Below are 21,247 nucleotides of genomic sequence, written 5' to 3'. Positions count from 1 at the left end.
AAATTGATATTCGCTCCAGCCGAACCGGAAACGCGTAAGAGCCGCGGTTCCGGTGGCACAGGCATTCTCACGCGTACTTTTTCTGGACTTCCTGGGCCACCGCCGTAGGGACCGGCTCATAGTGGTCGAACTGCATCGTGTACTGGGCGCGGCCCTGCGACATCGAACGCAGATTGTCGACGTACTTGAACATGTTGGCCAAAGGCACCATCGCGTTGATGACGACGGCCACGCCACGCGCTTCCTGGCCCTGGATCTGGCCGCGACGGCCGTTGAGGTCGCCGATAACGCCGCCGACATAGTCTTCCGGCGTCACGACCTCGACCTTCATGATCGGCTCCAGGAGCTGCACACCAAGCCGGGGTGCGGCTTCCTTGAAGCAGGCGCGGGAGGCAATTTCGAACGCCAGCACCGAGGAGTCGACGTCGTGGAAGGCACCGTCGATCAGCGTCGCCTTGACGCCGATCATCGGGAAGCCGGCAAACGGGCCGGAACCCATGACGCTCTGGATGCCCTTCTCGACGCCGGGGATGTATTCCTTCGGCACCGCGCCGCCGACGATCTTGGACTCGAACAGGAACTCTTCGCTCTCGGTGTTCGGCTCGAACACGATCTTGACGCGAGCGAACTGGCCGGTACCGCCCGTCTGCTTCTTGTGCGTGTAGTCCTGCTCATGGGTGCGGGTGATCGTCTCGCGATAGGCCACCTGCGGAGCGCCGACATTGGCTTCGACCTTGAACTCGCGGCGCATGCGGTCGACGATGATGTCGAGATGCAGCTCGCCCATGCCGGCGATGATGGTCTGACCGCTTTCCTCGTCGGTCTTGACGCGGAAGGACGGATCCTCTGCCGCCAGGCGATGCAGCGCGAGGCCCATCTTTTCCTGGTCGTTCTTGGTCTTCGGCTCGATGGCGATCTGGATGACCGGATCGGGGAATTCCATGCGCTCGAGGATGACCGGATGCAGTGGATCGCAGAGCGTGTCGCCGGTCGTCGTGTCCTTGAGGCCGGCCAGCGCGACGATGTCGCCGGCATAGGCTTCCTCGATATCGGCGCGCGAATTCGCATGCATCTGCAGCATGCGGCCGATGCGCTCCTTCTTGCCCTTCACGGTGTTGTCGAGCGAGGTGCCCTTGGTGAGCTTGCCCGAATAGATGCGAGCGAAGGTCAGCGAGCCGACGAACGGGTCGTTCATGATCTTGAACGCCAGCATCGACAGCGGCTCGTTGTCGTCGGCATGACGCTCGATCTCGGCGTCGGTCTTGGCGTCGACACCCTTGATGGCCGGCACGTCAATCGGCGACGGCAGGTATTCGACAACGGCGTCCAGCAGCGGCTGCACGCCCTTGTTCTTGAAGGCCGAGCCGCAGAACATCGGGAAGAACTTGACCGCGATGGTGCCCTTGCGGATCAGCGCACGGATCTCGTCGTTCGACGGCATGTTGCCTTCGAGGTAATTCTCGAGCGCAGTCTCGTCCATCTCGACGGCGGCCTCGATCATCTTCTCGCGATACTGAGCGGCCTTGTCCTTGAGGTCGGCCGGGATCTCGACGACATCCCAGGCAGCGCCCAGCGTCTCGTCGCGCCAGACAAGCGCATTCATTTCGACGAGGTCGACGACGCCCTTGAACTCGGTCTCGGCGCCGATCGGCAGCTGCATGACGACGGCCTGCGCGCCGAGGCGCGAGCCGATCATTTCCACCGAGCGGTAGAAGTCGGCGCCGATCTTGTCCATCTTGTTGCAGAAGATCATGCGCGGCACGTGGTACTTGTCGGCCTGGCGCCACACGGTCTCAGTCTGCGGCTCGACGCCTGCGTTGGCATCGAGCAGCGCGATGGCGCCGTCGAGCACGCGCAGCGAGCGCTCGACCTCGATGGTGAAGTCGACGTGTCCGGGAGTGTCGATGATGTTGAAGCGGCGCATCTTGCCGTCGCGACCCTTCCAGAAGGTCGTGGTCGCGGCCGAGGTGATGGTGATGCCGCGTTCCTGCTCCTGCTCCATCCAGTCCATGGTGGCAGCGCCGTCATGGACTTCGCCGATCTTGTGCGACTTGCCCGTGTAGTACAGGACGCGCTCGGTCGTCGTCGTCTTGCCGGCGTCGATATGCGCCATGATACCGAAATTGCGGTAGTCTTCGATTTTGTATTCGCGGGCCATGGGAGGTGCCTCTCAGTCTCGTTCGCGCTTTACCAGCGGTAGTGCGCGAAGGCGCGGTTGGCTTCCGCCATCTTGTGGGTGTCTTCACGCTTCTTGACGGCCGTGCCGCGGTTGTTGGCCGCGTCCATCAGCTCGCCCGAGAGGCGGTCGACCATCGTGGTCTCGTTGCGGTTGCGTGCGGCGGCGATCAGCCAGCGGATGGCGAGCGCCTGGCGGCGCTCGGGGCGCACGTCCACCGGAACCTGGTAGGTGGCGCCGCCGACGCGACGCGAACGCACTTCCACATGCGGCGCGACATTGTCGAGCGCCTGGTGGAAGACAGCGACCGGCTCCTGCTTGGTCTTGGCCTGGACCTGGTCCAGCGCGCCGTAGACGATGGTCTCGGCAACCGACTTCTTGCCGTCATACATGACGGCGTTCATGAACTTGGTGACGACCAGATCGCCGAACTTGGGGTCCGGATTGATCTCACGCTTTTCTGCACTGTGACGACGGGACATGGCTCTTGTCTCTCAATCTCGTGGCACGGCGCAGTCAAAAAAAGCGCCGAAGCCGGAAACCCTTACTTCGGACGCTTGGCACCGTATTTCGAACGGCGCTGCTTGCGGTTCTTCACACCCTGGGTGTCGAGCACGCCGCGGATGATGTGATAGCGGACGCCCGGCAGATCCTTGACGCGGCCGCCACGGATCATGACCACCGAGTGCTCCTGAAGGTTATGGCCTTCGCCCGGGATGTAGCCGATCACTTCGAAACCATTGGTCAGACGGATCTTGGCCACCTTGCGCAGCGCCGAGTTCGGCTTCTTCGGCGTCGTGGTGTAGACGCGCGTGCAGACGCCCCGCTTCTGCGGGTTCTGCTGCATGGCCGGGACCTTGTTGCGCTTCACCGGCGCCAGGCGCGGCTTGCGGATCAGCTGGTTGACGGTAGGCATTAAACCCTCTTGTCTCTCAATTCCGTGTCTTGCCCTGTCAGGGCCGCTCAAAGCGTCATGTCCATACGCGAATTCGGGCAACACACCGCGCCTCGCGGTCCTGCCCGAACAAATTGCAGAGGAAGCGGAAGCCGCTTCATGCGCGCCGGAGATGTCTTTTCGCTCGTAAAACGAACCCTGTTTGAGGCAAACTCCAAGGCGCGTCGCCTCGGAAAAGCAAGTCTCACATCGGTTCTGACGTGGCGGCTTCTACTCGCAAGCCCCCTATCCGTCAACCCCGGAACGGCAAATATTGCGCCCGATCCGGAGCTTGGCAGCCATGCGGAAAACGCATGTAATTTTCTTGCGTCTTTTTTCAAGAGCGAGGAAGAAAGTGACCCGCTTTCGCCTGTCATCTCGGCCGGCTTCGTGCAAATAAGGCGGCATGAATGGCAAGACTCCACGCTTCCGGAGGAATCAGCCCGTGAACGACAACGAGGAGCGCCCGGTCACCATCATCACCGGCCGGGTGTGGCGGCGAAAAGGCGGCAAGCCGGAAGGCGTGCATGTGATGCTGGTCGCGCCCGACGATGATTCTGCCGTGCGCCGCGCGCTCGAATCGCTCGCCGCCGAAGGATTCGCCGAAGCCGAGCTCGACCAGATCGGCGACATGGAAGGCACCCCCGACGAAGAGCCGCATCTGTCCGCCTATCAGGGCGCGCTGGAGGGCGAAGTCTCGATCGTTACCTTCGACGAGCCGAGCTGATCCCGGACGGGAACCGCGAGATCACGATTTCGTCCAGGCTTGCCGGGCACCGTTGTCCTGCCTAAGAACACCTACTTCTTCCACCCTCGGAGTCCCAATGACCAGCAACCCCATCAGGATCGGTATCGTCGGCGTGGGAAAGATCGTCCGCGACCAGCATCTTCCAGCACTGGCCAAGGACAGCAGTTATCGGCTTGCGGCCGCCGCCAGCCGCCACGGCAAGGTGGACGGCATCCCGAACTATCCGACGATCGAGGCGATGCTCGAGGCCGAGCCGGGCCTGGAAGCCGTCTCGCTCTGCATGCCGCCGCAGTTCCGCTATGACGCCGCGCGCACCGCGCTCGAGGCCGGAAAGCACGTCTTCATGGAGAAGCCGCCGGGCGCCACCGTCAGCGAGGTCGAGCACCTGAAGGCGATTGCCGCGAAGAAAGGCGTTTCGCTTTTCGCCAGCTGGCATTCGCGCTACGCGCCGGCGGTCGAGGCCGCGCGCGCCTTCCTGGCTTCGGCCAGAATCGACTCGGCGGCGATCAACTGGAAGGAAGACGTGCGCCGCTGGCACCCGAACCAGGAATGGATCTGGGCGCCGGGCGGTTTCGGCGTGTTCGATCCCGGCATCAACGCGCTATCGATCGCCACCCACATCCTGCCGCCGATGTTCATCACCTCGGCCGTGCTCGACTTCCCCGAGAACCGCGCCTCGCCGGTCGCGGCGCATGTCACCTTCCGCACCTCGAACGGGCTCCCGGTGACAATGGAGCTCGACTGGCTGCAGACCGGTCCGCAGAGCTGGGACATCCTGGCCGAGACCGACAAGGGCAAGATGGTGCTTTCGGGCGGCGGCGCAAAGCTCGCCGTCGACGGCAAGATCATCCATGACGAGCCGGAAGCCGAATATCCGATGCTCTACAAGCGTTTCGCCGAGATTGTCCGCGCCGGCATCTCCGACGTCGACCTGGCCCCGCTCCAGCACGTCGCCGACGCCTTCATGCTCGGCAAGCGCAATGTGGTCGAGCCTTTCTTCGATTAACAGCAAGCCCCGTGCAGCGCCGGCGTCAGTCCACGATCGCAATCGCAAATCCGTCATAGCCCTTGGCGCCGACGGTCTGGATGGCGGTGCCGTCAAGCCGCTTCTCGCCGCCGATGAAGGAGAACGCCGCGCGGGCGCCGACGACGTTTTCGTCGCGGCCGTCATCCTTCAGCACGGCGCCGTCGCGGATGACGTTGTCGCAAACGATGACCGTTCCGGAGCGCGACAGCCGCATGGCCCAGCTGAGATAATTCGGGTTGTTCGGCTTGTCGGCGTCGATGAAGATCAGGTCGAACGGACCGGCATTTTCGCTGACCAAGGCTGCTAGCGATTGAAGAGCTGGCCCGAGCCGCAGATCCACCTTGTCGGAAACCCCTGTCCGCTCGAACTTCGAGCGCGCGACCTTGGCATGGTGCGGCTCAAGCTCCAGCGTCACTACTCTGCCATCGGCAGGCAGGCCCCTTGCCATCCAGATGGTCGAGTAACCACCGAGCGTGCCGATCTCGAGCACCTTCCTTGCGCCGCGAATTCGCACCAGAAGCGAAAGCAATTTGCCCTGTGCGGCCGAGACGTCGATCGCCGGCAGGCCCTGCTCGCGGTTGGCCGCAAGCACCGCGTCTAGCGCGGGATCCGCATCGAAAAGAGAGGAGACGATGTAGTCGTCGACAGCTGTCCAGGTCCTGGCGCTCATGGTTTTTCCTCGTTCATAACCCGAATGAAAAAGGGGCCACGCGGGCCCCTTTTCTTTCTCTCATTGCATCCGCGCTTACTGCGCGGCGTTGACCATGTTGGTCAGCATCGGCTCGGCGACCTCGACACCGGAGGCCTTGCGGCGCTCGTCGATGATGAGTTCGTCGCGCGAGGTGGCGATGCGCCTTATCTGGCTCATCGTGCCGCCCGTGCCCGCCGGGATGAGGCGGCCGACGATGACATTCTCCTTCAGACCCTGCAGCATGTCGGTCTTACCGGCGACCGCGGCTTCCGTCAGTACCCTGGTCGTCTCCTGGAAGGACGCGGCCGAGATGAAGGACGGCGTCTGCAGTGAGGCTTTGGTGATGCCGAGCAGCACCGGCTGACCTTCGGCCGGCTTCTTGCCGTCCTCGATCAACCGCTCGTTGACCTCTTCCAGCTCGATCACGTCGACGTGGTCGCCCGGAATGTAGGTCGAGTCGCCCTGCGTGGTGATCTCGACCTTCTGCAGCATCTGGCGAACGATCACCTCGATGTGCTTGTCGTTGATCGACACGCCCTGCAGGCGGTAGACCTCCTGGATCTCGTTGACGAGGTAGGACGCAAGCGCCTCCACGCCCTTGATCGCCAGGATGTCGTGCGGCGCCGGGTTGCCGTCGAGGATGTAGTCGCCCTTCTCGATGACGTCGCCGTCCTGCAGATGGAACGGCTTGCCCTTCGGGATCAGGTACTCGACCGGCTCCAGCGTCGAGTCGTGCGGCTCGATGATGATGCGGCGCTTGTTCTTGTAGTCGCGGCCGAAGCGGACCGTGCCATCGATCTCGGCGATGATGGCGTGATCCTTCGGACGGCGAGCCTCGAACAGTTCGGCCACCCGCGGCAGACCGCCGGTGATGTCCTTGGTCTTGGCGCTTTCCATCGGGATACGCGCAAGCACGTCGCCCGGACGGACATGCGCGCCCGGCTCGACCGAGAGAATGGCCTCGACCGAGAGCAGGAAACGTGCATCGCCGCCCTTCGACAGCTTGCCCACCTTGCCCTTGGCGTCCTGCACGACGATCGCCGGCTTCAGGTCGCTGCCGCGCGGCGTCGAACGCCAGTCGATGACCTCACGCTTGGTGATGCCGGTCGACTCGTCGGCCGTCTCCTGCACGGAGATGCCGTCGACCAGATCCTCGAACGCCACCTTGCCCTCGATTTCGGTGAGGATCGGGCGGGTGTAAGGATCCCACTCGGCGATGCGCTGCCCGCGCTTCACCTTGTCGCCGTCATCCACGAAAATGCGCGAGCCGTAGGCGACGCGGTGCGTGGCGCGTTCCTTGCCGGCCTCGTCGAGGATCAGAACCGCCATGTTGCGGCCCATCACCATCTGCTGACCTTCGGAGTTGCGCACCACGTTGCGATTGCGGATCTCGACCTTGCCCTCATAGGAGGCTTCGAGGAACGAAGAGTCCACCACCTGCGCGGTGCCGCCCATGTGGAACGTGCGCATGGTGAGCTGGGTGCCCGGCTCGCCGATCGACTGCGCCGCGATGACGCCGACGGCCTCGCCCTGGTTGACGGGCGTGCCGCGGGCAAGATCGCGACCGTAGCAGACCGCGCAGACGCCGGTCCTGACCTCGCAGGTCAACGCCGAGCGGATGCGGACCGACTGGACGCCGGCCTTCTCGATCTGCTCCACGTCACGCTCGTCCATCAGCTTGCCGGCCTTGACCAGCACTTCGCCGGAGACCGGGTGGTTGATGTCGTCGAGCGCCGTGCGGCCGAGCACGCGCTGACCGACCGAGGCGACGATCTGGCCGGCATCGACGATCGGCTGCATGGTGAGGCCCTTGTCGGTGCCGCAATCCAGCGAATTGACGATGCAGTCCTGCGCCACGTCGACCAGACGGCGGGTCAGGTACCCCGAGTTCGCCGTCTTCAAGGCGGTGTCGGCCAGACCCTTGCGGGCGCCGTGGGTCGAGTTGAAGTACTCGAGCACGGTGAGGCCTTCCTTGAAGTTCGAGATGATCGGCGTCTCGATGATCTCGCCCGAAGGCTTGGCCATCAGGCCGCGCATGCCGGCGAGCTGGCGCATCTGGGTGGGCGAACCGCGCGCACCCGAATGCGACATCATATAGATCGAGTTCATCGGCTTCTGACGGCCGTTTTCCTCGAACTCGACCGCCTTGATGCGGGCCATCATCTCGTCGGCGACTTTCTCCGAGCACTTGGCCCAGGCGTCGACCACCTTGTTGTACTTCTCGCCCTGCGTGATCAGGCCGTCATTGTACTGCTGCTCGTACTCCTTGGCCAAAGCCTCGGTATCGGAGACCAGCTTCAGCTTGGTGTCCGGAATCACCATGTCGTCCTTGCCGAACGAAATGCCGGCGCGGCAGGCATGCGCAAAGCCGAGAGCCATGATGCGGTCGCAGAAGATGACCGTCTCCTTCTGCCCGCAGTGGCGGTAGACGGTGTCGATCATCTTGGAGATGTTCTTCTTGGTCATCTCCTGGTTGGCGATGTCGTACGGTACGTTGACGTTCTTCGGCAGAAGCTCGCCGATGATCATGCGGCCGGGCGTGGTTTCATAGATCTTCGACACCGTCTTGCCTTCGGCATCGACGGTGCGGAAGCGGCCCTTGATCTTGGCGTGCAGGGTCACCGCCTTGGTCTCCAGCGCATGCTGGAGCTCGCCCATGTCGGCGAACACCATGCCTTCGCCCGGCTCGTTCTGGTTGACGATCGACAGATAGTAGAGACCGAGAACCATGTCCTGCGACGGCACGATGATCGGCGCGCCGGAGGCCGGGTGCAGGATGTTGTTGGTCGACATCATCAGCACGCGCGCTTCGAGCTGCGCTTCCAGGGACAGCGGCACATGGACCGCCATCTGGTCGCCGTCGAAGTCGGCATTGAAGGCCGTGCAGACCAGCGGATGCAGCTGGATCGCCTTGCCTTCGATCAGGATCGGCTCGAACGCCTGGATGCCGAGGCGGTGCAGCGTCGGCGCGCGGTTCAAGAGCACCGGATGCTCGCGGATAACCTCGTCGAGGATATCCCAGACCTCCGGACGCTCCTTCTCGACCAGCTTCTTCGCCTGCTTGACGGTCGAGGAGAAACCCTTGGCGTCGAGGCGGGCGTAGATGAAAGGCTTGAACAGCTCCAGCGCCATCTTCTTCGGCAGGCCGCACTGATGCAGCTTGAGTTCCGGACCGGTCACAATGACCGAGCGGCCGGAATAGTCGACACGCTTGCCGAGCAGGTTCTGGCGGAACCGGCCCTGCTTGCCCTTGAGCATGTCGGACAGCGACTTCAGCGGACGCTTGTTGGCGCCGGTGATGACGCGCCCGCGGCGGCCGTTGTCGAACAGCGCGTCGACGGCCTCCTGCAGCATGCGCTTTTCATTGCGCACGATGATGCCGGGCGCGCGCAGCTCGATCAGCCGCTTCAAGCGATTGTTGCGGTTGATGACGCGGCGATAGAGGTCGTTGAGGTCGGACGTGGCGAAGCGGCCGCCGTCCAGCGGGACCAGCGGGCGCAGGTCCGGCGGGATCACCGGAACGACCTTCATGATCATCCATTCCGGACGGTTGCCGGATTCCATGAAGTTCTCGACGACCTTGAGCCGCTTCAGAAGCTTCTTCTGCTTGAGCTCGGACGAGGTCGAAGCCAGCTCCGAGCGCAGGTCGCCGGCGATCTTCTCCAGATCCATGCCGGCCAACAGGTCATGGATGGCCTCGGCGCCGATCATGGCGGTGAAAGAGTCTTCGCCATACTCGTCGACGGCCAGCATGTACTCTTCCTCGCTGAGCAGTTGGTGCTCCTTCAGCGCGGTGAGGCCAGGCTCAGTGACGATGTAGTTCTCGAAGTAGAGGACGCGCTCGATATCCTTCAGCGTCATGTCGAGCAGCGTGCCGATGCGCGAAGGCAGCGACTTCAGGAACCAGATATGGGCGACGGGCGCGGCGAGCTCGATATGGCCCATGCGCTCGCGGCGGACGCGCGACAGCGTGACTTCGACGCCGCACTTCTCGCAGATAACGCCCTTGTACTTCATGCGCTTGTACTTGCCGCACAGGCACTCGTAGTCCTTGATCGGACCAAAAATGCGCGCGCAGAACAGACCGTCACGCTCCGGCTTGAAGGTGCGGTAGTTGATGGTCTCCGGCTTTTTGATCTCACCGAACGACCAGGACAGAATCTTCTCAGGGCTGGCGAGCGAGATCCGGATGGAATCGAACACCTGCGCAGGCGCCTGGGGGTTGAAGAGATTCATGACCTCTTGGTTCATGCCGTTCTCCTTTTCGGGGTCCTCGAAAACCCCTTGCATCGAGCGCGGGCCGAATGCCCGCAGACTGGCCGGCCTGACCGGCCGAGAATTTGTTGGGCGCGCCACGTTGTTCGCGGCGCGCCATTACCCTTGTTCGGCCGCGCCCTTATTCGGCAGCATCGGGCAGCCGCACGGCAGCGTCTTCGAACTTGGTGTTCTCCAGTTCGACATTGAGGCCGAGGGAGCGCATCTCCTTGACGAGAACGTTGAAGCTCTCGGGAATGCCGGCTTCGAACGTATCGTCGCCGCGCACGATTGCCTCGTAGACCTTGGTGCGTCCGGCAACGTCATCCGACTTCACCGTCAGCATCTCCTGCAGCGTATAAGCGGCGCCGTAGGCTTCCAGCGCCCAGACCTCCATTTCGCCGAAGCGCTGGCCACCGAACTGCGCCTTGCCGCCCAGCGGCTGCTGGGTGACGAGCGAGTACGGACCGATCGAGCGCGCGTGGATCTTGTCGTCCACCAGGTGGTGAAGCTTGAGCATATAGATGTAGCCCATCGTCACCTTGCGATCGAACGGCTCGCCGGTGCGGCCGTCATAAAGCTGCGACTGACCGCTGGTGTGCAGGCCCGCCTGCTGCAGCATGGTGTTGATGTCGGCTTCGTGCGCGCCGTCGAACACCGGAGTCGCGATGGAGACGCCGCGGCGCATCTGTTCGCTCAGGCGAATGATGCTCTCGTCGTCATAGTCGCGGACCGGCTCGTTGCGGTCGTTGGAAGGCATGAAGCTTTCCAGCGTCTTGCGCAGCGGCTTGATGTCGCCGCCAGCCTTGTAGGCGTCGATCAGCTCGCCGATCTTCCTGCCCATGCCGGCGCAGGCCCAGCCCAGATGCGTTTCCAGGATCTGGCCGACATTCATGCGGCTCGGCACACCCAGCGGGTTAAGCACGATATCGGCATGCGTGCCGTCCTCGAGGAAAGGCATGTCCTCGACCGGAACGATGCGCGACACCACGCCCTTGTTGCCGTGACGGCCGGCCATCTTGTCGCCCGGCTGCATCTTGCGCTTCACCGCCACGAAGACCTTGACCATCTTCATGACGCCCGGAGGCATCTCGTCGCCGCGCTGCACCTTCTCGACCTTGTCCATGAAGCGCTGCTCGAGCGCCTTCTTGGAGTCGTCGTACTGGCCGCGCAGGGCTTCCAGCTCGCTCTGGAGCTTTTCGTTCTCCACGGCGAACTGCCACCACTGCGAGCGCGGATACTCGTCGAGCGTGTCCTTCGACAGCTTCGAGCCCTTCTTGAAGCCCTTCGGCCCGGCAATCGCTTCCTTGCCGACCAGCATGTCCGACAGGCGCGAATAGACGTTGCGGTCGAGGATCGCCTGCTCGTCGTCGCGGTCCTTGGCCAGACGCTCGATCTCCTCGCGCTCGATCGCCATGGCGCGCTCGTCCTTCTCCACGCCGTGGCGGTTGAAGACGCGCACTTCGACGACCGTGCCGAAGGTGCCCGGAGGCATGCGCATGGAGGTGTCGCGAACGTCCGAGGCCTTTTCGCCGAAGATGGCGCGCAGGAGCTTCTCTTCCGGCGTCATCGGGCTTTCGCCCTTCGGCGTGATCTTGCCGACCAGGATGTCACCCGGCTGCACTTCCGCGCCGATATAGACGATGCCGGCCTCGTCGAGGTTCTTCAGCGCTTCCTCCGAGACGTTCGGAATGTCGCGCGTAATCTCCTCCGGTCCGAGCTTGGTGTCGCGGGCCATGACCTCGAACTCCTCGATGTGGATCGAGGTGAAGACGTCGTCGGCCACGATGCGCTCGGAGAGCAGGATCGAGTCCTCGTAGTTGTAGCCGTTCCACGGCATGAACGCGACCAGCACGTTGCGGCCGAGCGCCAGATCGCCGAGCTCGGTCGAAGGACCGTCGGCGATGATGTCGCCCTTGTTCACCCGGTCGCCGACACGCACCAGCGGACGCTGGTTGATGCAGGTATTCTGGTTCGAACGCTGGAACTTCATCAGCCGGTAGATGTCGACGCCGGACTTGCCCGGGTCGAGATCTTCGGTGGCGCGGATAACGATACGGGTGGCGTCCACCTGGTCGACCACGCCGCCGCGGCGGGCGCCGATGGCGGCGCCTGAGTCACGGGCGACGACCGGCTCCATGCCGGTGCCGACGAACGGCGCCTCGGCGCGCACCAGCGGCACGGCCTGACGCTGCATGTTCGAGCCCATCAGCGCGCGGTTGGCGTCGTCGTTCTCGAGGAACGGGATGAGGGCCGCGGCCACCGACACCATCTGCTTCGGCGACACGTCCATCAGGTCGACGTTCTCGCGCGGCGCCATCATCACCTCGCCGGCGTTGCGGCAGATGACGAACTCGTCGACGAAGCTGCCGTTCTTGTCGAGCTCGGCGTTGGCCTGCGCGACGTGGTGCTTGGCCTCCTCCATCGCCGACAGATAGACGACTTCATTGGTCAGCTTGCCGTTGACGATCTTGCGGTACGGGCTCTCGATGAAGCCGTACTTGTTGACACGCGCGAAGGTGGCGAGCGAGTTGATCAGACCGATATTCGGGCCTTCCGGCGTCTCGATCGGGCAGATACGGCCGTAGTGCGTCGGATGCACGTCGCGCACCTCGAAGCCGGCACGCTCGCGGGTCAGACCGCCCGGTCCAAGCGCCGACAGGCGACGCTTGTGGGTGATCTCCGACAGCGGGTTGGTCTGGTCCATGAACTGCGAGAGCTGCGAGGAGCCGAAGAACTCGCGCACGGCGGCGGCCGCCGGCTTGGCGTTGATCAGGTCCTGCGGCATGACCGTGTCGATCTCGATCGAGGACATACGCTCCTTGATCGCGCGCTCCATGCGCAGCAGACCGACGCGGTACTGGTTCTCCATCAGCTCGCCGACCGAGCGGACGCGGCGGTTGCCGAGATTGTCGATGTCGTCGATCTCGCCCTTGCCGTCGCGCAGCTCGACCAGCGTCTTGACCACGGCCAGGATGTCTTCCTTGCGCAGCACGCGCACGGTGTCCTCGGCCTTGAGCTCGAGGCGCATGTTCATCTTGACGCGGCCGACAGCCGACAGGTCATAGCGCTCGCTGTCGAAGAACAGCGAGTTGAACATGGCTTCGGCGGTCTCGAGCGTCGGCGGCTCGCCCGGACGCATGACGCGGTAGATGTCGAACAGCGCGTCCTGGCGGCTCTCGTTCTTGTCGACGGCGAGCGTGTTGCGAATGTAGGCGCCGACATTGACGTGGTCGATGTCGAGGATCTGGATCTCGTCCTCGCCGGTGCCGAGCAGCACCTTCAGCGTCTTCTCGTCGATCTCGTCGCCGGCCTCGAGGAAGATCTCGCCGGTGGCGTAGTTGACGATGTCCTCGGCCAGGTAGTTGCCGAGCAGGTCCTCGTCGGTCGCCTTGATCGCCTTGAGACCCTTTTCGCCGAGCTGGCGGGCCTGGCGGGCGGTGATCTTCTTGCCGGCCTCGACGACGATCTCGCCCGTGTCGGCGTCGACCAGGTCGCCGACAGCCTTGAGGCCGCGGAAGCGCTCGACATTGAACGGGATGCGCCAGTGGTCGCCGGCACGCTTGTAGGTGATCTTGTTGTAGAAGGTCGACAGGATCTCTTCGCCGTCCATGCCGAGCGCCATCAGCAGCGACGTCACCGGAATCTTGCGGCGGCGGTCGATGCGGGCGTGGACCACGTCCTTGGAATCGAACTCGATGTCGAGCCACGAGCCGCGATAGGGGATGACGCGCGCGGCAAACAGAAGCTTGCCCGACGAGTGCGACTTGCCCTTGTCGTGGTCGAAGAAGACGCCCGGCGAACGGTGCATCTGCGAGACGATGACGCGCTCGGTGCCGTTGACGATGAAGGTGCCGTTCGACGTCATGAGCGGCATGTCGCCCATATAGACGTCCTGCTCCTTGATGTCCTTGATCGACTTCGCGCCGGTATCCTCATCGATATCGAACACGATGAGGCGCAGCGTCACCTTCAGCGGCGCAGCATAGGTCAGGTCGCGCTGACGGCATTCGTCGACGTCGAATTTCGGTCCTTCGAACTCATACTTCACGAATTCCAGCATCGAGGAGCCGGAAAAATCGGAGATCGGGAAGACCGACTTGAAAACAGCCTGCAGCCCCTCGTCCGGACGCCCGCCCTTGGGCTCGTCCACCATCAGGAACTGGTCATAGGATGCCTTCTGAACCTCGATCAGGTTCGGCATCTCCGCAACTTCCGGGATCTTCCCGAAGAACTTGCGTACGCGTCTGCGGCCATTGAAAGTCTGGGTCTGGGCCATCGTCGCTCCTTAGCTCAAAACTCGGGGCGAACCTCGCCGCGGTTCGCCTTGCACCAACGGGCCGCTCGCCGGCCGCCCCTGTCTGTTTTCCGGCCGCCGTTCCAATTGCTTGGCGGCTGCCGGTAAAAACGGGAGAAAACCCGTTTCCTGAAGGCCGCTTCCGGCCCTCAGGAAAGAGGTTTTCAAACGTCTCGCGCAACGAAGCCTCCCTTTCATCAAGGGAGGGGGCGGCCGGCGCGAGGCCGTCCGCCCTCAACCATAAGGCTTACTTCAGCTCGACCTTGGCGCCAGCTGCTTCCAGCTGAGCCTTGAACTTGTCGGCATCGGCCTTGGAAACGCCTTCCTTGACCGGCTTCGGAGCGGCCTCGACCAGGTCCTTGGCTTCCTTGAGGCCAAGGCCGGTGATGGCGCGGACTTCCTTGATGACGTTGATCTTCTGGGCGCCGGCGTCGGCGAGAACGACGTCGAATTCCGTCTTCTCTTCAGCCGGAGCAGCAGCAGCGGCAGCGCCACCGCCAGCAGCGGCAACCGCCACCGGAGCAGCAGCCGAAACGCCCCACTTCTCTTCCAGGAGCTTCGACAGCTCGGCCGCCTCGAGGACGGTCAGCTTCGAAAGGTCGTCTACGATCTTCGCGAGATCAGCCATTTTGATATTCCTTTGGTTGGTTCGAACGTGTGTTGTTGACAGCGAGGAACGGCCTCATGCCGCCTCGTCCTTCCGGGCGTAAGCGCCGATGACGCGCGCGACCGAAGCCGCGGGCGCATTGACGATCTGGGCGATCCGGGTAGCCGGCGTGGCGATCATGCCAACCAGCTTGGCGCGCAGCTCGTCGAGCGACGGCATCGTGGCGAGCGCCTTGACACCATCGGCGTTGAGCGAGGTCGAGCCCATTGCGCCGCCGAGAATGATCAGCTTGTCATTCCCCTTGGCGAAATCGGACGCGATCTTCGGCGCCGCAACCGGATCCTCCGAATAAGCGACCAGCGTCTGTCCCTTGAACAGATCGACGATCGATGCGGAGTCCGTGCCCTGAAGAGCGATCTTGGCGAGACGGTTCTTCGCGACTTTGACGGTGCCGCCGGCGGCGCGCATCTTCGACCGGAGGTCGTTCATTTGCGCCACGGTGATACCGGCGTAGTGGGCCACGACGACTGAACCCGCGCTCGAGAACGCTTCGTTCAGGCCCGTGACGAGTTCGCGCTTTTCCGCTCTGTCCACTGCCTATCTCCAGTTGACCCCTGCCCCATTCACGAGGTCAGAAGTCGGGTTGCCTTTTGCCGGCCGGGCCATCCACAAACGGATCTCCCGAACGGCGCTCGAGGATCCTGCCCCCTTTCGCCACATCCGCCGGCAAAGCCGGTTGATGTGCTGACAAAAGGCAAACACGGTTCGAACCTTTCATTGGAGCTTTTCGCTCCTTTGTCGGGTCTTCACCCGTCTCATGCAGGCCCACATGAATTAAGGCCCCCTTTTGAACCAAGGCCGGCCGCCTGCAATCTCGGACAGGATATCCGGAAACCTTTCAGCCTCCGGGTTACCGGGCCGCCGACGGATCGGCGGTCCGGAATTCTTCTTTGTTGGAGCATGATCTTTTCCGAAATCCACTTTTCGGGATCATGCTCTAGCGACCGGCCTGAAGCCGGCCAGACGACGCTTACGACGCGGCGAGCGTCGCGATGTCGAGCTTGAGGCCGGGACCCATCGTCGAGGTGACCGACACCTTCTTGACGTAGTTGCCCTTGGCGCCGGCGGGCTTGGCCTTGTTCACCGCATCGGCGAAGGCCCGCACATTCTCTTCCAGCGCCTTGACGTCGAACGAGACCTTGCCGACGCCGGCCTGGACGATGCCGGCCTTCTCGACGCGGAACTCGACGGCGCCGCCCTTCGAGGCCTTGACGGCGGCCGCGACATCGGGGGTCACGGTGCCGACCTTCGGGTTCGGCATCATGCCGCGCGGGCCGAGCACCTTACCCAGACGGCCGACCAGCGGCATCATGTCCGGGGTAGCGATGCAGCGATCGAAATCGATCGTGCCCTTCTGGACGACGTCGACCAGGTCCTCGGCGCCAACGATATCGGCGCCGGCCGCCTTGGCTTCCTCGGCCTTGTCGCCGCGCGCGAACACCGCGACGCGCACCGACCGGCCGGTGCCGTTCGGCAGGTTGACAACGCCGCGGACCATCTGGTCGGCATGGCGCGGATCGACGCCGAGATTCATCGCGACCTCGACCGTCTCGTCGAACTTCACCGTGGACCGGTCCTTCAGCAGCTGCAGCGCCTCAGAGAGCGCATAGGCCTTGTTCGGATCGATGCCTTCACGGCTCTTGGCAACACGCTTTGCAATCTTTGCCATGATCTTAGCCCACCACTTCCAGGCCCATCGAGCGGGCGGAGCCCTCGACCATTCGCATGGCCGCTTCGACGTCGTTTGCGTTCAGGTCCTTCATCTTCTGCTCGGCGATCTGGCGCACTTTGTCGCGCGAGATCGTGCCGGCCTTGACCTTGCCCGGTTCCTTCGAACCAGACTTCAGGTTGGCGGCCTTCTTCAGGAAGTAGCTCACCGGCGGCGTCTTCATGACGAAGGTGAACGACTTGTCCTGGTAGTAGGTGATGACGACCGGGATGGGCGAGCCCTTTTCCAGTTCCTGGGTCTGCGCGTTGAACGCCTTGCAGAACTCCATGATGTTGATGCCGCGCTGACCAAGCGCCGGGCCGATCGGGGGCGACGGCGTGGCCGAGCCCGCGGCAACCTGGAGCTTGAGCTGGCCTGCAACTTTCTTAGCCATCTCTATTCCTGCCTTTTCTCATACCGGGAAAACCGGCGGTTGCAGTCTGGTGGTGCGGTTCCAGCGGCCGGCTAAGCCGCATTCGCCTCCCACCCGCTCATGGCAGCGCCATTCCTTCGCGCCGCCGATCCCTTCGCCTCTCGGACGGGGACCTTCGGATCAGCCCTTTTCGACCTGTCCGAATTCGAGATCGACGGGCACCGCGCGCCCGAAGATCGAAACTTCCACCTTGAGGCGCGCCCGCTCCTCGTCCACTTCCTGGACGAAGCCGTTGAACGACGCGAACGGACCGTCCGAGACGCGGATCGCCTCGCCGATCTCGAAGGTGACCGACGGCTTCGGACGCTCGACGCCTTCCTGAACCTGGTTCAGGATGCGCTGCGCCTCGGCTTCGGTGATCGGCACGGGCTTCGAGTCACCGAGGAAGCCGGTGACCTTCGGCGTGTTCTTGACCAGCGAGAATACGGCGTCCGTCAGGTTGGCCTTCAAGAGCACATAACCGGGGAAGAACTTGCGCTCCGCATCGACCTTGCGGCCGCGGCGTATCTCGACGACTTTCTCCGTCGGCACCACGATCTGCTCGATCTCGCCCGACAGGCCCTTCTGCTTGGCCTTGTTCTCGATGTCCTCGGCGACCTTCTTCTCGAAGTTCGAATAAGCGTGGACGATGTACCACCGCGTCATTTCACGACCTCTCCGTAATCGCCGAACTTAATGTCCGAGGCCCAGAATCCACTCGATCGCATAGCCCATGGCTATGTCGGCGGTGAAGAAGAAGATCATGGCGACGAGCGCAAACACCAGGACCATCACCGTCGAGATCATGGTCTCGCGGCGCGAGGGCCATGTCACCTTGGCCGTCTCCGCGCGAACCTGCTGGAGAAAGGTGAAAGGGTTTGTGGTTTTCGAAGCCATCTGCCGCCTGTCTTCGAGACCCGTTGGCCGGGTCTCCTGGATGATCCCGCTGGCCGGGACGTGCCGCCTGGACTTCGTGCCGGCGCCGAATCAGCACCACCATTTCGCCCACGCAAATCAGACGCGTAAAGCCGGCTTCCCAGCTCCACGCGTCGCGTGTCTGTTCAGTCTACATAAAACCGATTCTTGGTCCACGCAAGTGGCAAGTGTTCCGCTTTATGTTTTAGCGCCGCCTCGGAACCATCCAGTCGTTCCGTCCCGGCTATGCGGGGCCTTATGCCCCAGTTTTCGTTATATGGCAAGCCGCCCCCCGGTTTTCAACGGCGGAGCGCGCCCACCTTCAGCCTATCTTGGGAGGTGGCACGGGCAGCAGGGCTCGAACCTACGACCTGCGGTTTTGGAGACCGCCGCTCTACCAACTGAGCTATGCCCGTATACGGGCGCTGCTATTTCACAAAGCCGATGAGAACTCAAGAGCCCTTTTGAGACGCGTCGGCCGGAAGCGCCGATCGCAGCCATCCAAGCCCCAGGGCCCATGCGCAGATCACGAGTTCAAGCGCGAAAGTCCAATGCAGAACGAAGTTCAGGACCCAGTTCCCATGGCTGGCCGGAACCGCCACGAGCTCAAACGGGCGATGACTGAACGGCGCCAACCACATGATCGGCGATGCGACCGTGTCGAGCGCCATATGCAACATGGCTCCGGCTAAGAAGATGGCGATCGACGGCAGACGCCGCGACCCCAACAACCGACCGACCGACACGCCTACCGTCCCGATCGTGGCCCAGAACAACGGCCAATGCGTGATGTAGGCATGATGGTGCGTGCGACCGCCATCGATCAGGTAAAAATAGAGCATGTCGATGTCCGGGATGACACGCTGCCGAGCATTGCGGCAGCCACCACATCGGATGCCTCCCGTCGCCGTCTTCGCGCGAGCCTTCCCAGAATATAGCCCGATGGGAGATGGGCAATCAGCATGCAAGGTCGTCTCACATTGATGCAACGACCCTGCGGTGTCTTTGCGGCGTCATCTTTTCGGAATTTTGCAGAAACCCAGCATCTTCGGCTACGATTTCCCGGCCGGCGGCTTGTAAGGCCCGCCCGGCACGCCCCAGCCCCAGCTTGGCATTGGCTCGGTCTCAGGGTCGCAAGTCTCGCCGAGATTGGAATTAATCTTGGCCAGCCGCGATCCCCACTCGACATAGCCCATCAAGGCGGAACGGAACTCGGGATCGTCCGGCAGGCCGGCTTCGTCCGCCGCGTCCGCCAGAAGGTTGATCCAGCGCCGGCGCTGCTCCTCGGTCAGATGCTTGCCGAGATGATGCCTGACCATCTCGCGGTGGCCACCATGCCGTTCGCTGTAGGTCTTCGGCCCGCCGAAAACCTCGCCGATGAAGGCGGCGACATGCGCCGGATGGTCCGGCGACATGTGCCTGAACACCGGACCGACGATCGGGTCCAAGGTCACTCTGTTGTAAAAGATCTGCGTCAGCCGGTTGAGCGCCTCGCTGCCGCCGGCCCATTCGAACAAAGTCGGGACGCCCTCGCTCATCTCCGGTCCTCCTACGTTTGAGCCTAGAAGGATAGCGGGAAGCTCGGAACCGGCTCAACCTGCCTCCATGGCCAGTGCTGGCATGGCGCCGAATGCTGCTAAAGCTTGGCCGGCGATTCCGCTTCGGCGTTGGCGGACGGCAGCACCCGGCAGTTATCGGGTTTTGGCGAAGATTTGCAGATAGTGGCGCCCGTCAGAGCGTCTACCGACTGGCGGCTGGTGGTGAGCCCGAACCCCGCCAATTCGTCCTGGCTGAGCTCCCTGTGCTTGGCGGATTGGGCCGACTGCATCGCGACGAACAAGCCCGAGCCGATCGCCATCTCCTCGAGATACGACCGGACCTTGTCTTCCATGCCCATGGAATGCACCAGGAAACGCGTATCGGCGCCTACCAAGCGCCTGGTGCCGCCGGCGATCATCAGCACGCAGGCTGTATCGCATTCGGCGCCGGCTTCAACGGTGAGACCATTATGAAGGTTGTCCTTGGAGACGCACCCTGCCGTGCCGGGATCGCAATCGAGAAAATCCGTCCGGGCGACCGCAACATCCAATCTGCGCTCGCGGATCAGCCGGCCGGCGGCGAGCGCGCCCTGGACATCGCCGCCCTGTGAGTTGAGGACGATGGGCAGCCTGCGCCCGCCGACCTCGTCCAGCAGCTCGCGCAGCCTGTCGGGCGTGCCGGCAACGATCGTTCCCTCCGCCGAAATCCATTCCGGACAATCGGGGTTGCAGAGCGGATTGCTGCCGCGAACGAGGATGAAACGCATTTCCTGCTGCGGCTTTGGCGGTGATGCTGCCTCCGCCGGCTGACTGTAGGCCTGTTTGACTGCGACCGTCGCCACCTCGGCCGGCTTGGCCTTGCCATTGGCCGGTATCTCGCGGCAGTTCGCTGGCACCGGATCGCGCCGGCATATGGCTGCTTCGGTCATCAGGTCGAGGGAATCGAGGCTGGTGACGAGCTTCATCTCCAGCATATCGTCGGGCTCGATCTGCTTTATGTCGCTTGCCGGCGTCGCTTTCATCACGTCCAGCACGCCCTGCCCAATACCCATTTCTTTCAGATAGCCGGACAGCCGTTTCTCGACCGCCTTGCTCATCTCGTAGGTCTTGTAGCTGCCGGCATTCTTGCGGCTGACGACCTTGGTGCTGAGGACCTTCTTCTTGCCGTTCACAATTCTGTAGGTGGTGCGGTAGAGCAGCTTTTCCCTGTGATATGTCGTGGTGATTTGATGAACTCCGAGAAAAGCCCACTCGCCGACCACACGGCGGACGCCACCGGCAAACATCAGGGGACATGCGGAATTGCACATGGCGCCGCTGTCATAGGCGATGCCGGAATACGGCGTGTTCTTGCTGTCATTGTCCCGGCAGTTCTTCATTTCGGGCGAGCAGCCGGAAAACCCCGTAGTGCCCACGGCGATGTCGAGCTTGTTCTTACGGATCATACGGCCGAGTTGGAGCGCGGCGTCGACATTGCCTCCAGGAGAATTGACGACGATCGGCAGTTGCCGGCCGCCGAGCGTCTTTAAGAGGCGCTTGAACCGCGCCGGCGTGCCGGCCTCGATGCTGCCTTCGGCAGAAATCCATTCCGGGCAGTTCGGCTCGCAGCCTGGCGCGCTGCTGCGCACCACGACGAAGCGCATGGCAGGGCCGTAATCCGGCGGCGTTTCCTTCGCTGCGGCGGCAAACGCGGTAGGCCCAATAGCGATGGCCAGCCCGAGCCGAACCAGCCCTAGCGGCCACGAAATACCCTTTGAAAGGAACGCGGAAATCACGCCTGCCAAGCCCCCGGTCCAACCCATACTAGGTCCAATCTACATTCAGGATTCTCAACGCGGTTTGGCGTTGATTCATTGTGTTCCGAGGGTTCTGATTCGGAG

17 protein-coding genes and 1 tRNA gene are annotated in these 21,247 nt (G+C 63.0%); 2 read left to right on the top strand and 16 right to left on the bottom strand.

Annotated elements, in window-relative coordinates; translation table 11 throughout:
• Positions 1–67: 67 nt before the first annotated feature.
• From fusA to rpsL, 3 genes are all read right to left on the bottom strand, one after another.
• Entirely contained in the window at positions 68–2,158 is a 2,091-nt protein-coding gene (fusA, locus tag CK222_RS13120; protein ID WP_067321482.1) for an elongation factor G, read from the bottom strand.
• A 29-nt stretch (positions 2,159–2,187) separates the two neighbouring features.
• Positions 2,188–2,658, bottom strand: a complete 471-nt coding sequence (gene rpsG / locus CK222_RS13115) for a 30S ribosomal protein S7 (RefSeq protein WP_041003106.1) — start codon at positions 2,656–2,658, stop codon at positions 2,188–2,190.
• Between the two features lie 62 nt (positions 2,659–2,720).
• Entirely contained in the window at positions 2,721–3,092 is a 372-nt protein-coding gene (rpsL, locus tag CK222_RS13110) for a 30S ribosomal protein S12 (RefSeq protein ID WP_006202128.1), read from the bottom strand.
• Positions 3,093–3,555: 463 nt separating this feature from the next.
• Between rpsL and CK222_RS13105 the strand changes: the two genes are divergently transcribed.
• Together CK222_RS13105 and CK222_RS13100 are read left to right on the top strand one after the other, a co-directional pair.
• The gene (locus CK222_RS13105) at positions 3,556–3,837 is read left to right on the top strand and encodes a transcriptional regulator (protein WP_066989908.1); all 282 of its coding nucleotides are present in this window, start codon (positions 3,556–3,558) and stop codon (positions 3,835–3,837) included.
• Between the two features lie 97 nt (positions 3,838–3,934).
• Positions 3,935–4,864 (top strand): Gfo/Idh/MocA family oxidoreductase, encoded by a 930-nt coding sequence (locus CK222_RS13100; protein ID WP_067321488.1) that lies wholly within the window; start codon positions 3,935–3,937, stop codon positions 4,862–4,864.
• Positions 4,865–4,889: 25 nt separating this feature from the next.
• Here CK222_RS13100 and CK222_RS13095 read toward each other — a convergent pair whose 3' ends face one another.
• The 13 genes from CK222_RS13095 to CK222_RS13035 form a co-directional block, all read right to left on the bottom strand.
• Positions 4,890–5,555 (bottom strand): O-methyltransferase, encoded by a 666-nt coding sequence (locus tag CK222_RS13095; protein WP_095800668.1) that lies wholly within the window; start codon positions 5,553–5,555, stop codon positions 4,890–4,892.
• 75 nt (positions 5,556–5,630) lie between these two features.
• Entirely contained in the window at positions 5,631–9,827 is a 4,197-nt protein-coding gene (gene rpoC / locus CK222_RS13090) for a DNA-directed RNA polymerase subunit beta' (protein ID WP_066989905.1), read from the bottom strand.
• A gap of 145 nt (positions 9,828–9,972) precedes the next feature.
• Positions 9,973–14,109, bottom strand: coding sequence for a DNA-directed RNA polymerase subunit beta (gene rpoB / locus CK222_RS13085; RefSeq protein WP_066989583.1), 4,137 nt, complete (start codon positions 14,107–14,109; stop codon positions 9,973–9,975).
• A gap of 265 nt (positions 14,110–14,374) precedes the next feature.
• Entirely contained in the window at positions 14,375–14,755 is a 381-nt protein-coding gene (gene rplL / locus CK222_RS13080; RefSeq protein ID WP_066989581.1) for a 50S ribosomal protein L7/L12, read from the bottom strand.
• A 54-nt stretch (positions 14,756–14,809) separates the two neighbouring features.
• Positions 14,810–15,328, bottom strand: coding sequence for a 50S ribosomal protein L10 (rplJ, locus tag CK222_RS13075; protein ID WP_095800667.1), 519 nt, complete (start codon positions 15,326–15,328; stop codon positions 14,810–14,812).
• A 436-nt stretch (positions 15,329–15,764) separates the two neighbouring features.
• Positions 15,765–16,463 carry a 50S ribosomal protein L1 gene (gene rplA / locus CK222_RS13070; RefSeq protein ID WP_095800666.1) on the bottom strand — a complete coding sequence of 233 codons (699 nt, stop codon included), beginning with the start codon at positions 16,461–16,463 and terminating at the stop codon, positions 15,765–15,767.
• A gap of 4 nt (positions 16,464–16,467) precedes the next feature.
• Positions 16,468–16,896 (bottom strand): 50S ribosomal protein L11, encoded by a 429-nt coding sequence (gene rplK, locus CK222_RS13065; protein ID WP_059189557.1) that lies wholly within the window; start codon positions 16,894–16,896, stop codon positions 16,468–16,470.
• A gap of 159 nt (positions 16,897–17,055) precedes the next feature.
• On the bottom strand, positions 17,056–17,580 hold the full coding sequence (gene nusG / locus CK222_RS13060; protein ID WP_066989575.1) for a transcription termination/antitermination protein NusG: 525 nt from the start codon (positions 17,578–17,580) through the stop codon (positions 17,056–17,058).
• Between the two features lie 27 nt (positions 17,581–17,607).
• Complete coding sequence (secE, locus tag CK222_RS13055) at positions 17,608–17,811, bottom strand: preprotein translocase subunit SecE (protein ID WP_095800665.1); 204 nt, start codon at positions 17,809–17,811, stop codon at positions 17,608–17,610.
• 358 nt (positions 17,812–18,169) lie between these two features.
• Positions 18,170–18,245: transfer RNA gene (locus tag CK222_RS13050), tRNA-Trp, on the bottom strand.
• A 36-nt stretch (positions 18,246–18,281) separates the two neighbouring features.
• Complete coding sequence (locus tag CK222_RS13045) at positions 18,282–18,671, bottom strand: metal-dependent hydrolase (protein WP_245433025.1); 390 nt, start codon at positions 18,669–18,671, stop codon at positions 18,282–18,284.
• Positions 18,672–18,881: 210 nt separating this feature from the next.
• The gene (locus CK222_RS13040; protein ID WP_067321502.1) at positions 18,882–19,367 is read right to left on the bottom strand and encodes a group II truncated hemoglobin; all 486 of its coding nucleotides are present in this window, start codon (positions 19,365–19,367) and stop codon (positions 18,882–18,884) included.
• Positions 19,368–19,465: 98 nt separating this feature from the next.
• The gene (locus CK222_RS13035) at positions 19,466–21,010 is read right to left on the bottom strand and encodes a hypothetical protein (RefSeq protein WP_095800863.1); all 1,545 of its coding nucleotides are present in this window, start codon (positions 21,008–21,010) and stop codon (positions 19,466–19,468) included.
• Between the last annotated feature and the right edge of the window lie 237 nt (positions 21,011–21,247).

The sequence above is a fragment of the Mesorhizobium sp. WSM3866 genome (assembly GCF_002294795.1).
Classification (GTDB): Bacteria; Pseudomonadota; Alphaproteobacteria; order Rhizobiales; family Rhizobiaceae; genus Mesorhizobium.
The sequence above is the reverse complement of the archived record's forward strand: the minus strand, read 5'-3'. Positions and strand labels throughout refer to the sequence as shown.